The sequence below is a fragment of the [Zimmermannella] alba NBRC 15616 genome (genome assembly GCF_001570905.1).
Classification (GTDB): domain Bacteria; phylum Actinomycetota; class Actinomycetes; order Actinomycetales; family Microbacteriaceae; genus Pseudoclavibacter; species Pseudoclavibacter albus.
On the sequence record NZ_BCSO01000005.1, the window covers coordinates 81501 to 94541 of the forward strand.

The following is a 13041-nucleotide window of genomic DNA, read 5'->3' on the forward strand; positions in this document are numbered from 1 at the left end:
GCCTTCACCTTCAAGCTGAGCTTGAGGCGGCTTCGCCGTGAACCTTGCGACACACCTTGGCTTTTGCGGAAACGGTGATCGAGGCCTCATAACGTAAGGCCTAATCAGCCCACGAACCGGCAATCTCTCACCTTCAAGGTGAGGTTGAAGGTTCTAGGGCAACAGCGACAACGAGGGGCCGGATACCGTGTCAAACACGAACAACTACCTCGCCGTCATCAAGGTCGTCGGTATCGGTGGTGGTGGCGTCAACGCCGTCAATCGCATGATCGAGCTCGGTCTTCGTGGCGTCGAATTCATCGCCATTAACACGGACGCTCAGGCGCTCATCATGAGTGACGCCGACGTGAAGCTCGATGTCGGACGCGAACTCACCCGCGGCCTCGGTGCCGGTGCCGACCCGGAGGTTGGCCGCCGCGCAGCGGAAGACCACGCCGAAGAGATCGAACAGGCCCTCGCTGGCGCTGACATGGTCTTCGTGACCGCAGGTGAAGGTGGCGGCACCGGTACTGGTGGTGCCCCCGTCGTGGCCCGCATCGCAAAGTCGATCGGCGCGCTCACCATCGGTGTTGTCACGAAGCCCTTCTCCTTCGAAGGCCGCCGTCGCATGCAGCAGGCCGAGCAGGGCGTCCAGACCCTCAAGGAAGAAGTCGACACGCTCATCGTCGTGCCGAACGACCGCCTCCTCGAGATCTCCGACCGTGGCATCTCGATGATCGAAGCGTTCTCGACCGCCGACCAGGTGCTCCTCGCCGGTGTCCAGGGCATCACCGACCTCATCACGACCCCGGGCCTCATCAACCTCGACTTCGCCGACGTGAAGTCGGTCATGCAGGGCGCAGGCTCCGCACTCATGGGTATCGGTGCCTCAAGGGGAGCCGACCGCGCGATCAAGGCCGCCGAGCTCGCCGTCGCCTCACCACTGCTCGAAGCATCCATCGAAGGTGCCCACGGTGTGCTCCTCTCCATCCAGGGTGGCTCGAACCTCGGCATCTTCGAGATCAACGACGCTGCAAAGCTCGTGCAGGAAGCGGTCCACCAGGAAGCGAACATCATCTTCGGTGCCGTCATCGACGACTCCCTCGGCGACGAGGTTCGTGTCACGGTGATCGCCGCGGGCTTCGAAGGTGGCGAGCCGAAGGCAGTCGAAGCTCCGGCCCAGGCGGCGAAGCCCGGCCACGCCATCCCGATGCCCGAGGCACAGCCCAAGGGTGAGGCTGCACCCGCCGTCTCGAACGAGGCAAAGGTCGAGCCGCAGCAGACCGGCGCCATTGGGTACAGCCAGAACGGTGTGTTCCAGGCCCCGCCGGTGCCGGCACGCAGTGAGGTGGCTCCGCAGGAGGCCCAGGCTCCGCAACAGGCTCCCGCGTGGTCGACCGCGGAAGCACCCACCATCCGTCCGAACCAGCCGGCAGAACCCATCGATGACGTCTCGGACGATCCGTACGACATCCCGGACTTCCTGAAGTAAGGCATGGGTACCACGTACCACGACGAGGCGTCCGGTCGCAGCGAAGTTGATTCGCTGTCCGGGCGCCTCGCCCGTATCCGCAACGACATCCGCGAGGCAACGCGCGCAGCCGGTCGAATGAACGAGCCGGAACTCATTGTCGTCACGAAGTTCCACCCGGCCTCGCTCATTCGTGACCTCCACGAACTCGGCGAGCGCAATTTCGGCGAGAGTCGGCATCCCGAAGCTCGTGACAAGGTCGCTGAGCTCGAGGCGCTCGACGGTGTGACCTGGCACTTCATCGGGCAGATCCAGAGCAAGAAGGCACGCCAGATTGCTCGCTACGTGGACGTCATCCACTCGATCGATCGCATTGCCCTCGTCGATGCGCTCGCGCCGCTCGCCGACGAGCGCGAGAATCCCATCGGTGCCTTCGCGCAGCTCAACCTCACGAGCGACGACGGTCGCGGTGGCACGAGCGAGGATGAACTGCTGCAGCTTGCCGAGGCGATCAACGAGTCGCCCATTCTCACCCTCCGCGGTGTCATGGCCATCGCGCCGCTCGACGAATCCCCCGAGCGAGCCTTCGACCGCGTCGTGCGGGCATCGGAGCGCCTCGAAACACGCTTCCCAGGCGCGAGTGAGCGTTCGATGGGAATGTCAGGAGATTTTCAGGCTGCGATCGAACGTGGTGCGACACACCTCCGAATCGGCACGGCAATCACCGGGAAACGACCGCTCGCAACGTAGCGTGAAGGTAGGCGAACGGAAGGTCTACGAATGGCAAATCTCATGCGAAACGCGATGGCGTACTTCGGCTTCGCGGAAGAAGACGAGCAGTACGACGACGCAGTGCAGGAGCGCGAGACGGAGCCGCAGCGTCAGCACGTGAGCGCTCCGCAGCCTGTCCGCGTTGACGAGCACGCCGAGTCAAGCCGCCCCGCTCCCGTCACCCCTATTGCTCGCGGCCCGAAGGCCGTCCCGACCCCCTCGGCAGGAGACATGAACGAGATCCTCACGGTCCACCCGAAGGCCTACAACCAGGACGCGCAGCTCATTGCCGAGAATTTCCGTAATGGCATCCCGGTCATCATGAACCTCTCGCAGGCAGAGGACGCCGACGCTCGCCGCCTCATCGACTTCGCCTCGGGCCTCACACAGGGCCTCTACGGCAAGATCGAGCGTGTGACGAGCCGCGTGTTCCTGCTCTCGCCGGAGCACGTCAACGTGCACGGTGACACGCGCAGCGAAGACAATGCCAAGGACGGTTCGTTCTTCGCCTAAGAAGACGTCGAGCGCCGGGGGCGGTATCCACTCGCGATACCGCCCCCGCGTGCTGTGAAAGGGATTCCCATGCTTGATGTTGTGCGCATTGTGCTGCGCCTCGCGATTACCGTCTTCTCCGCCATGATGTGGGGGCGGCTCATCCTGGATTGGATCCTCGTCTTTGCCCGCTCATGGAAACCCAAGGGAGTGCTGCTCGTTCTCTGCGAGGCGATCTACACGATCACGGATCCGCCCTTGAAGCTCGTTCGAAAGGTGATTCCGCCGCTTCGTGTTGGTGATGTTTCGCTGGATCTTGCGTGGATCGTCGTGATGGTTGCCCTGAGTTTTCTCGGCACACTCGTCATGTTCATCCGTTAGTTTTCTCTGAAGTATTGCATCGTTCAGATGTGACGAACGCACTTCACGTGTCGTAATGTGAAAGGTGCGCCGGTTCTCTTCGAACGGTGCGGACAGGATTCCCCATGGATCCTGCCGGTATTCTTGCCGGTGCAAATCTGTTCGACAGAGAAAGTTTCGAGGTGGCACGCTCATGGCACTTACCCCCGAAGACGTCGTGAACAAGCGTTTCCAGCAGACGAAGTTCCGCGAGGGTTACGACCAGGACGAGGTTGACGATTTCCTCGATGAGGTGGTGGTCGAGCTCCGCCGTCTTCTCGCTGAGAACGAGCAGCTCCGCCAGGGCGGTGCAGCCCCGGCTGAAGTTCCTGCTCCTGTTGCCGAGGCTCCTGCTGCGGCTGTTGAAGCACGTCCGGAAGACACCGAGGCCATCAAGCGCCTCGAGGGTGAGAACGAAGACCTCCGCAAGCAGCTCGAAGCCGCACGCAAGGAGGCCGTGGACGCCAAGGCTCAGGCCGAAGAGGCCAAGAAGAACGCTGCTGCAACGCCCGTCGCCGCCGCTGGTGCAGGCGTTGCCGGTGCTGCCGCTGGTGCAGGCGTTGCCACCGCTGCTCAGGGTGTCGACGAGACGCAGAGCTCGAGCGGCCTGCTCGCCCTCGCTCAGCGCCTCCACGACGAGCACGTCGCCGAAGGTAACAAGAAACGCGAGTCGCTCATCGCCGAGGCTCAGGCCGCCGCGACCAAGCTCAAGCAGGACTCCGAGGCGCAGGCCACGAAGACGACCGCAGACGCAGAGGCTCGCGCCAAGGACATCCTCGCCGAGGCTCAGGCCAAGGAGAAGGAGACCCTCACGCGTCTCGACGAGCAGAAGCAGCAGCTCGAGGGCCGCATCGAAGAGCTCCGCGTCTTCGAGCGTGACTACCGCATCAAGCTCCGCAACTATATTGAGGGCCAGCTCAACGACCTCACCCGTCAGTCGGGCGAGGCCGAGGCAAAGCCTGCGAAGTAAGGCCCGTGTCGGAACACTCCATGAGTGATCCGACGCCACCCCAAGAGCGACCTCGGGGGAGCGCAGCCACGCTCGCGCTCATCCCGGTGGTCGCTCTTGCGCTGTACGGTGCGGATCAACTCTCGAAGGTGTGGGTGCTCGGCCATCTGGTCGAAGGCACCTCAACGCCGGTCATTGATGGCGTCCTGTACTGGACGTTTGTGCGGAACCCGGGTGCGGCGTTTTCGATGGCGTCGGGCTCCACGTGGATCTTCACGGCGATTGCGCTGCTCGTGGTCGTGGCGATTGTCGTGCTCGCGAAGCGCATCCGCTCGCGTGCGTGGGCGATCGTGTTTGGTCTCGTGCTCGGGGGAGTGCTCGGGAATCTCACCGACCGCCTCATGCGCGAACCGGGTTTCGGCGTCGGACACGTCATCGACTTCATCCATACGCCGTGGATGATGCCCGCGATCTACAACGTGGCAGACTGCGGCATTGTGGTCGGCATGTGCAGTGTCGTCATCCTGTCGCTGCTGGACGTCGGCTTGGATGGACAACGTGGCCGCTCGAAGAAGCAGCGCGATGCGGCCGATGCGGCACGCACGGCTGGACATCCCGATGCTGCTAGAGACGCGTCGCCGTCGGTGTTGAACGAGAAGGACTCATGAGCGAATCACGAATGCTGCCGGTACCGGACGGTCTCGACGGAGCCCGCGTGGATGCGGGTGTCGCGAAGCTGCTCGGCTTGAGCCGCACGGTGGTCGCCGACGCGGCGGCAGCGGGCGGGATTCGCCTCGACGGGCAGCCGGTGGGCAAGAGCGACCGCCTGCGCGCGGGAAGCATGCTCGAAGTGGAATGGGCTTCACCCCGCACGGCAGAGATCGTGCCGATTGAGGTGCCGGACCTCACGATCATCCACGATGAAGCCGACTTTGTCGTCATCGACAAGCCAGTCGGCGTCGCCGCGCACCCCTCGCTCGGCTGGGACGGTCCGACCGTGCTCGGCGCCTTGGCCGCGGCGGGATTCCGCATCTCGACGTCCGGGCAGCCGGAACGCCAGGGCATCGTGCATCGCCTCGACGCTGGCACGAGCGGCCTCATGGTCGTCGCGAAGAGCGAGCGCGCCTACACACACTTGAAGCGCGCCTTCAAGGAGCGCACGGTCGACAAGGTGTACCACGCGGCCGTGCAGGGTCACCCCGACCCGCTCGCCGGCACGATCGACGCCCCGATTGGCCGCCACCCCGGTTCCTCATGGAAGTTTGCCGTCACGAGCGACGGCAAGCCGAGCGTCACTCACTACGAGACGATCGAAGCGTTCCGCCGTGGCGCGCTCCTCGAAGTGCACCTCGAGACGGGCCGCACGCACCAGATTCGCGTCCACATGGCGGCGCAGCGGCACCCCTGCATCGGCGACCCGCTCTACGGCGGCGACCCGCAGCTCGCCGCGAAGCTCGACCTCACCCGCCAGTGGCTGCACGCGGTGGAGCTCGGATTCACGCATCCCGGCAGCGGCGAACACGTTGTGTTCCGCACCGAATACCCGAGCGATCTGGCCCACTCACTCGAGCTCCTCCGGGAGGGGCTCATCTAGCTCGGCAGACCCCCGGAGCGCGTAGACTGAGAGCTTCGTGACGTCGAGGAGTGTGAAGTGTCGCAGCCGGATTCTTTCGTTCATCTGCACGTTCACAGCGAGTTCTCGATGCTCGACGGCGCGGCCCGCATCAACGAGCTCATGGACGCGGTCGTGGAGCAAGGGATGCCGGCGATCGCCTGCACCGACCACGGCAACGTCTTCGGTGCGTACGAGTTCGCGAAGCAAGCCAAGCAGCGCGGCATCAAGCCGATCATCGGTACCGAGGCGTACCTCACGCCGGGCACGCACCGCGGCGACCGCACCCGTGTGAAGTGGGGCTCAGGCGGCGGCGATGACGTGTCCGGTTCGGGTGCCTACACGCACATCACGCTGCTCTCGGAAACAACCGAGGGCATGCACAACCTCTTCCGCCTCTCGAGTCGCGCATCCATTGAGGGCTACTACTTCAAGCCCCGCATGGACCGTGAGCTCCTGCAGGAGTACTCGAAGGGGCTCATCGCGACGACGGGATGTCCCTCGGGCGAGATCCAGACGCGACTACGCCTGGGCCAGTACGAGGAAGCACGGAAGGCCGCGTCCGATTACCGCGACATCTTTGGCGCAGACAACTACTTCTGCGAAATCATGGACCACGGCATCGACATCGAACGCCGGGTCATGGGTGACCTGTTGAAGCTCTCGAAAGAGCTCAGCATTCCGCTCGTTGCCACGAACGACCTTCACTACACGCACGCGCACGATGCTGAATCTCACGCGGCGCTCCTGTGCGTGCAGTCGGGTTCCACGATGGACGACCCGAACCGCTTCAAGTTCGACGGCTCGGGCTACTACTTGAAGTCCGCGCAGGAAATGCGGCACATCTTCCGTGACCATCCGGACGCCTGTGACAACACGCTCCTCATCGCAGAGCGCTGTCAGGCCGAGTTCGACGAAGACGCGAACTACATGCCGCGCTACCCGGTCCCGGAGGGGGAGACCGAGGCGACGTGGTTCGTGAAGGAAGTCGACCGAGGCCTCCACTACCGCTATCCGGACGGTATCCCGGATGAGGTGCGCAAGCAGGCTGACTACGAAATCCAGGTCATCACGCAGATGGGCTTCCCGGGATACTTCCTCGTGGTTGCCGACTTCATCAACTGGGCGAAGGACAATGGCATTCGCGTCGGTCCGGGCCGTGGTTCGGGTGCTGGTTCGATGGCCGCGTACGCGATGCGCATCACCGACCTTGACCCGCTCAAGCACGGCCTCATCTTCGAGCGATTCCTCAACCCGGACCGCGTTTCGATGCCCGACTTCGATGTCGACTTTGACGATCGCCGTCGCGGTGAAGTCATCCACTACGTCACCGAAAAGTACGGTTCGGAGCGCGTCGCGCAGATCGTGACCTACGGCACGATCAAGGCGAAGCAGGCGCTCAAGGACGCCTCTCGCGTGCTCGGCTACCCCTTCTCGACGGGTGAGCAGCTCACGAAGGCGATGCCGCCTGCGGTGATGGGCAAGGACATCCCGCTCTCGGGTGTGTTCGACCCCGAGCACAAGCGTTACGGCGAAGCGGGTGAGTTGCGAACGCTCATCGAAACGAACCCGGATGCCAAAAAGGTCTTCGAAACCGCCTCGGGTATCGAGAACCTCAAGCGTCAGTGGGGTGTGCACGCGGCCGGTGTGATCATGTCAAGCGAACCGCTCATCGACATCATCCCGATCATGAAGCGCGAGCAGGACGGCCAGATCGTCACGCAGTTCGACTATCCGGCCTGTGAATCGCTCGGCCTCATCAAGATGGACTTCCTGGGGCTGCGCAACCTCACCATCATTTCTGACGCCCTCTGGAACATCGAGCACAATCGCAACGAGAAGCTCGTGCTCGAAGACCTCGACCTCGACGACCGAGCCTCCTATGAGCTCTTGGCGCGAGGAGACACGCTCGGTGTCTTCCAGCTCGATGGTGGCCCAATGCGAGGCCTCTTGCGCCTCATGAAGCCCGACAACTTCGAGGACATTTCGGCTGTTCTCGCGCTTTACCGCCCCGGCCCGATGGGCGCGAACTCGCACACGAACTACGCGCTGCGCAAGAACGGCCAGCAGGCGATCGTGCCCATCCACCCTGAGCTCGAAGAGCCGCTCCGCGAGATCCTCGAAGGCACCTACGGCCTCATCATCTACCAGGAGCAGGTGATGTCGATCGCGCAGAAGGTCGCAGGCTACAGCCTCGGCCAAGCAGACATTCTGCGTCGCGCGATGGGTAAGAAGAAGAAGGCTGAACTGGACCGCCAGTTTGAGGGCTTCTCGAAGGGTATGCGTGACAACGGCTTCTCGGATGCCGCGATCAAGACGCTCTGGGACATCCTGCTGCCCTTCTCGGACTACGCCTTCAACAAGGCGCACTCCGCTGCGTACGGTGTCGTCTCGTATTGGACGGCGTACCTCAAGGCGCACTACCCGGCCGAGTACATGGCGGCCCTCCTCACCTCAGTGGGTGACTCGAAGGACAAGCTCGGTCTCTACCTCAACGAGTGCCGCCGCATGGGTATCAAGGTGCTCCCGCCGGATGTGAACGCCTCCTCGGTTGACTTCACGGCAGTCGGCAAGGACATTCGCTTCGGCATGGGGGCGGTTCGCAACGTTGGCGCGCACGTCGTGGAGCTCATTAAGGAGGCCCGCGAAGAGAAGGGTGCCTTCGACCACTTCCACGACTTCCTCGCGAAGGTGCCGCTCGCGGTGACGAACCGTCGCACGATCGAATCGCTCATCAAGGCGGGGGCCTTCGATTCGCTCGGCCACACCCGCCGTGCGCTCATGGAAATCCACGAGCAGGCGATCGACGAGGCTTCCTCGACGAAGCGCAATGAGGCCCACGGCATGGTTGACCTCTTCGCTGGCCTCGACGACTTCATCGACGAGCAGGCGAGTGTGCCGGACCGGCCCGAGTTCAACCGTCGCGACAAGCTCGCCTTCGAACGCGACATGCTGGGCCTCTACGTCTCGGACCACCCGCTCGCCGGGCTCGAAGGTGAAATCGCTAAGCTCGCCTCGACGAACATCCTGGAACTGCTCGAATCCGAGACGGTGAAGGACGGCGAGCAGGTCACGATCGCGGGCCTAGTTACGGGCGTCCAGCACCGCGTGGCGAAGACCTCCGGTAACCCCTACGGCATCATCACCGTCGAAGACTTTGTCGGCGAGATGACCGTCATGTTCATGGGGAAGACCTACCAGGAGTACCAAACGCAGCTCGTGGCTGACACGATCGTTGCGGTGCGTGGCCGCGTCTCGATGCGCGACGACGGCATGAACGTGCACGCGCAGGGGCTCACGGTGCCGAAGCTCTCGATGGGGGAGGACTCGCGTCCGCTCATCCTGAATCTCCTCGAGCAGCGGGCGACCGAGTCGCTCGTCGGTGAGCTTGACCGGATGCTGCGCCGTCACGATGGTGTCTCGGACGTCAAGCTCAACCTCATTGGGCAGGACACCGTTCGACACTTCGAGCTCCCGCACCGAGTGAAACTCTCTGCGGGCCTGTACGGCGAGCTCAAGGCACTGCTCGGGCCGGGCTGCTTCGAGTAATCCAAGCAGCTTGCCGTGGTGCCTGGGCACAAGAGTGCCCTCAGTAAGCCCCGGTACCATAAACGAATGCTGCGCACCATTGATCTTCGCTCTCGAACGCTGACCGCCCAGGAGCTGGCGACGGCGCTGCCCCGGCCAGAACTCGATATTTCGGCCGCGCATGCTGCAGCAGTTGAACTCATCGACGCCGTCCGCGCTCAGGGTGTCGAAGCACTCAACGAGCAGGCCGAACGCTTTGACGGCGGTCGCGCCGCCTCCATCCGCGTGCCTGCTGACGAGATCCAGGATGCCCTCGAGCAGCTCGACGCTGACGTGCGTGCCGCACTCGAAGAGATGATTCGCCGCGTTCGTGAAGGATCGCGCGCCCAGGTGCCGCCGGAGCGCGTCACGACGCTTGCGCCGGGTGCCGAGATTACCCAGCGCTGGCAGCCGGTCGACCGAGTGGGCCTCTACGTCCCGGGCGGCAAGGCCGTCTACCCCTCGAGCGTTGTCATGAACGCGGTGGCCGCGCAGGAAGCTGGCGTCGCGTCGATCGCGCTCGTGTCGCCGCCGCAGCGAGACCAGGGCCACCGTGTACACCCGACGATCCTCGCCGCCTGCGCGCTGCTTGGCATCACCGAGGTGTACGCCATGGGTGGTGCAGGTGCGATCGGTGCACTCGCCTACGGTGTCCCTGCCATCGAGCTTGAGTCGGTCAACGTCATTACCGGCCCGGGCAATGTGTACGTGGCCGCGGCGAAGCGTGCTGTGAGCTCGGTTGCCGGTATCGACGCTGAGGCTGGCCCCACCGAGATCCTCATCATCGCCGACGGCTCGGCAGCGCCCGCCATGGTCGCGAGCGACCTCCTCTCGCAGGCCGAGCACGACGAACTCGCCGCCTCGGTGCTCGTGACGGATGACGCGGCCTTCGCCGAGCGCGTGAACGCAGAACTTGAAGCGAAGTGTTCCGCAACACCTCATCGGGAGCGCGCGACGACGGCGCTCACCTCGCAGCAGTCGGCAATCGTGCTCGTGGATGACCTCGAGACGGCCGCGCGTGTGTCGAACGCCTACGGCCCGGAGCACCTCGAAATCCAGACGCGTGACGACGAAGCGGTGCTCACGAACATCACCGCTGCCGGTGCGATCTTCATGGGCCCATACGCGCCCGTGAGCCTTGGCGACTACCTCGCCGGATCGAACCACGTCCTTCCGACCGGTGGCCAGGCTGCCCGCGGTGCCTCAGGTCTTGGCGCTTACACCTTCCTGCGCGCCCAGCAGGTCATCCGCTACAACCGGGATGCGCTCGCTGAGGTGACGCCGAAGATTGTGGCCCTTGCGAACGCCGAGGACCTTCCCGCCCACGGCGACGCGGCCCTCGCCCGAGAGGCGACGAGCTAATGCACTGTCCGTTCTGCCGCCACACCGATTCGCGCGTGGTCGACTCCCGCACGAGCGACGACGGCGCCTCGATTCGTCGCCGTCGCCAATGCCCGGAGTGTGGACGACGCTTCTCGACGACCGAGACCGCGAGCCTCACGGTGATCAAGCGCAACGGCGTCGCGGAGCTCTTTTCGCGTGACAAGGTCGTGGCCGGTGTCCGAAAGGCCTGCCAGGGTCGTCCGGTCACGGACTCCGATCTCGCAGTGCTTGCGCAGCAGGTTGAGGAGTCGATTCGCGCGGGTGGAAATAGCCAGGTGACCGCACGAGACGTGGGGCTTGCGATCCTTCCGCACCTGCGCAAGCTCGACGACGTCGCCTACCTTCGCTTTGCCAGTGTCTACGAAGACTTTGCATCTCTCGACGACTTTGAGTCCGCGATTGCGGCAATGCGTCAAGCTCGAGTGCTTGAAACTGACGCTCAACCTGAGGAGTAACCGTGTACCCGCTGCTGTTCCGCTATGTCCTGTCCAAACTTGATCCGGAACACGCACACGCGCTGGCTGGGTTCGTCATCAAGATCCTCGGTCGCCCGATCCTCACCTCGGTCGTCCGCCGCATGACCTTCGCGGACGAGAGCCTCCGCACGCGCGCCCTGGGCCTCGAATTCCCCTCGCCCTTCGGTCTTGCCGCAGGCTTCGACAAGCACGGCAGCTACGTCGATGGCCTCGAAGCACTCGGCTTCGGCCACGTCGAGGTCGGCACGGTCACGCCGAAGGCGCAGCCCGGCAACCCGAGGCCGCGCTTGTACCGCCTCATCCTGGACAAGGGCCTCATCAACCGGATGGGCTTCAACAACGAGGGTGCCCGCGCCATGGCGAACAAGCTTCGCCGCTGCCAGTCGGGCCGCATCATCATCGGTGTGAACCTCGGCAAGAACAAGAACACGCCCGCCGAAGAAGCCGTCAACGACTACGTGTCGGCCGCCTCGACCCTGCGCGAGGTCGCGGAGTACTTCGTCGTGAACGTCTCGTCGCCAAACACCCCGGGCCTTCGCAAGCTCCAGGCGATTGAGTCGCTCGAGCCCATCCTGACGGAAACGAAGGTCGCGGCCGGCCGCGTGCCACTCCTTGTGAAGATCTCGCCGGACCTCAGCGACGAGGAGATTCTCGGCATTGCCGACCTCGCCGTTCGCCTCGAACTTGACGGCATCATCGCAACGAACACGACCATCTCGCGCGAGGGTCTCACGACCTCGGCCCGCGTCGTCGAGGCCTACGGCGCTGGCGGCCTCTCGGGTGCCCCGCTTGCCTCGCGTGCGCTTGAGGTGCTGAAGCTCCTGCGCGCCCACGTCCCCGAGTCGATGACGCTTATCTCAGTTGGTGGTGTGCGCACGGCAGAAGATGTGCTCGAGCGCCTCGACGCTGGTGCCACCCTCGTGCAGGGCTACACCGAGTTCCTTTACTCGGGTCCGCTCTGGGCTCGCAAGATCAACCGCGGTCTCGAGAAGCTTCTGAAGGATCGTCAAGCGGCCTAAGGTGTGCTGCAGCTGTCGCGACGAGCGCCTCGGTGATCCGATCGAGGCGCTCGGAGCGCAGCGACCAGCGCTGCCAGTACAGGGGGACGTCCTCGAAGTCGTCATTGAGGACGACGAGTTCGTGACCCTGTGCTGCGCGCAATTGCGGTTCCGGCACGAGTCCCCAGCCGAGCCCGCGCGTGACGGCGTCGAAGAAGCCTTCGCTTGAGGGCACCTGGTGGGTGGGCGTGGGGAAGTCGATGCCGCGTCGTGCAAGGAATCGCAACTGGATGGCGTCGTCCGCGTTGAACCGCAGGACTGGCGCCTCGGCCCACCCGCGGCCATCCGTGAGTGGATGGCGTTCCAGGAATGCGGGGGAGGCAACGGGCAGGAAGCGCATGAGGCCAAGCCCCGTTACCGTGCAGCCGTGCACGGGGGTAGGAGTGGAGGTCACTGCGCCGAGGACCTCGCCTCGTCGGAGCAGTTCGGTGCTCACGCTCTCGTCTGCGATGGTGAGCTCGAGGGTGAGGTCGTTCCACTCCGCAGCTATGGGGAACACCTCGCGGAACCACGTGGCTAGGGAGTCAGCGTTCACTGCCAGCGGGGTCGCGACGCGTTGTGCCGGATGCTGGGCACCAGTGAGTGAGGCTAGGGCCTCAGCCTCGAGCCACTCGACTTGGCGTGCCATCGTGAGGAGAACCTCTCCGGCCGAGGTCGGTGTACATGGTGTGCCGCGGCGAACGAGGACCTGCCCGACGCTGCCCTCGAGCGCCTTGATGCGCTGGCTGATCGCTGAGGGGCTCACGCCGAGTTCATACGCAGCCCCCTCAAAGGATTCTTCATCGATGACGGATCGCAGGGCACGCAGCTGCTCGAGGTTCATGAAGTAATGCTAATGCAGATGAAAAGACACGCATTAGGCTAATGAATGGCATCCTCTTAGC

At 64.1% G+C, this 13041-nt stretch carries 12 protein-coding genes; 11 read left to right on the forward strand and 1 reads right to left on the reverse strand.

From position 1 onward, the window contains the following. The first annotated feature begins 187 nt into the window (after positions 1 to 187). The 11 genes from ftsZ to ZAL01S_RS05235 all read left to right on the forward strand — a co-directional run bounded on the left by ftsZ (position 188) and on the right by ZAL01S_RS05235 (position 12118). Positions 188 to 1471: a cell division protein FtsZ gene (gene ftsZ, locus ZAL01S_RS05185; RefSeq protein ID WP_066080724.1), complete on the forward strand. Its 1284-nt coding sequence runs from the start codon at positions 188 to 190 to the stop codon at positions 1469 to 1471. Positions 1472 to 1474: 3 nt separating this feature from the next. Next, positions 1475 to 2200 (forward strand): YggS family pyridoxal phosphate-dependent enzyme, encoded by a 726-nt coding sequence (locus ZAL01S_RS05190; protein ID WP_066080727.1) that lies wholly within the window; start codon positions 1475 to 1477, stop codon positions 2198 to 2200. Positions 2201 to 2230: 30 nt separating this feature from the next. Further along, complete coding sequence (locus ZAL01S_RS05195; protein WP_066080729.1) at positions 2231 to 2734, forward strand: cell division protein SepF; 504 nt, start codon at positions 2231 to 2233, stop codon at positions 2732 to 2734. Between the two features lie 69 nt (positions 2735 to 2803). Beyond that, the gene (locus ZAL01S_RS05200) at positions 2804 to 3094 is read left to right on the forward strand and encodes a YggT family protein (protein ID WP_066080732.1); all 291 of its coding nucleotides are present in this window, start codon (positions 2804 to 2806) and stop codon (positions 3092 to 3094) included. A gap of 172 nt (positions 3095 to 3266) precedes the next feature. Continuing rightward, positions 3267 to 4082: a DivIVA domain-containing protein gene (locus tag ZAL01S_RS05205; protein WP_066080735.1), complete on the forward strand. Its 816-nt coding sequence runs from the start codon at positions 3267 to 3269 to the stop codon at positions 4080 to 4082. Between the two features lie 20 nt (positions 4083 to 4102). Further along, positions 4103 to 4729, forward strand: coding sequence for a signal peptidase II (gene lspA, locus ZAL01S_RS05210; RefSeq protein ID WP_066080738.1), 627 nt, complete (start codon positions 4103 to 4105; stop codon positions 4727 to 4729). Continuing rightward, entirely contained in the window at positions 4726 to 5655 is a 930-nt protein-coding gene (locus tag ZAL01S_RS05215) for an RluA family pseudouridine synthase (RefSeq protein WP_066080740.1), read from the forward strand. The genes lspA and ZAL01S_RS05215 overlap by 4 nt, the downstream gene beginning before the upstream one ends. 57 nt (positions 5656 to 5712) lie before the next feature. After that, positions 5713 to 9222 (forward strand): DNA polymerase III subunit alpha, encoded by a 3510-nt coding sequence (gene dnaE, locus ZAL01S_RS05220; RefSeq protein WP_083523087.1) that lies wholly within the window; start codon positions 5713 to 5715, stop codon positions 9220 to 9222. A 66-nt stretch (positions 9223 to 9288) separates the two neighbouring features. Next, positions 9289 to 10602 carry a histidinol dehydrogenase gene (hisD, locus tag ZAL01S_RS05225; protein WP_066080743.1) on the forward strand — a complete coding sequence of 438 codons (1314 nt, stop codon included), beginning with the start codon at positions 9289 to 9291 and terminating at the stop codon, positions 10600 to 10602. Next, positions 10602 to 11078, forward strand: a complete 477-nt coding sequence (nrdR, locus tag ZAL01S_RS05230; RefSeq protein ID WP_066080746.1) for a transcriptional regulator NrdR — start codon at positions 10602 to 10604, stop codon at positions 11076 to 11078. The genes hisD and nrdR overlap by 1 nt, the downstream gene beginning before the upstream one ends. 2 nt (positions 11079 to 11080) lie before the next feature. Further along, entirely contained in the window at positions 11081 to 12118 is a 1038-nt protein-coding gene (locus ZAL01S_RS05235) for a quinone-dependent dihydroorotate dehydrogenase (RefSeq protein WP_066080749.1), read from the forward strand. Here ZAL01S_RS05235 and ZAL01S_RS05240 read toward each other — a convergent pair. Then, positions 12072 to 12980: a LysR family transcriptional regulator ArgP gene (locus ZAL01S_RS05240; RefSeq protein WP_066080751.1), complete on the reverse strand. Its 909-nt coding sequence runs from the start codon at positions 12978 to 12980 to the stop codon at positions 12072 to 12074. The two genes, ZAL01S_RS05235 and ZAL01S_RS05240, sit on opposite strands and share 47 nt — an antisense overlap. Positions 12981 to 13041: the final 61 nt, after the last annotated feature.

Bases quoted from the DNA above. Each gene is read 5' to 3' on its own strand.
- hisD (WP_066080743.1), top strand. From the start codon at position 9,289: ATGCTGCGCACCATTGATCTTCGCTCTCGAACGCTGACCGCCCAGGAG.
- ZAL01S_RS05195 (WP_066080729.1), top strand. From the start codon at position 2,231: ATGGCAAATCTCATGCGAAACGCGATGGCGTACTTCGGCTTCGCGGAA.
- ZAL01S_RS05215 (WP_066080740.1), top strand. From the start codon at position 4,726: ATGAGCGAATCACGAATGCTGCCGGTACCGGACGGTCTCGACGGAGCC.
- ZAL01S_RS05240 (WP_066080751.1), bottom strand. From the start codon at position 12,980: ATGAACCTCGAGCAGCTGCGTGCCCTGCGATCCGTCATCGATGAAGAA.
- nrdR (WP_066080746.1), top strand. From the start codon at position 10,602: ATGCACTGTCCGTTCTGCCGCCACACCGATTCGCGCGTGGTCGACTCC.
- lspA (WP_066080738.1), top strand. From the start codon at position 4,103: ATGAGTGATCCGACGCCACCCCAAGAGCGACCTCGGGGGAGCGCAGCC.
- ZAL01S_RS05190 (WP_066080727.1), top strand. From the start codon at position 1,475: ATGGGTACCACGTACCACGACGAGGCGTCCGGTCGCAGCGAAGTTGAT.
- ZAL01S_RS05205 (WP_066080735.1), top strand. From the start codon at position 3,267: ATGGCACTTACCCCCGAAGACGTCGTGAACAAGCGTTTCCAGCAGACG.
- ZAL01S_RS05200 (WP_066080732.1), top strand. From the start codon at position 2,804: ATGCTTGATGTTGTGCGCATTGTGCTGCGCCTCGCGATTACCGTCTTC.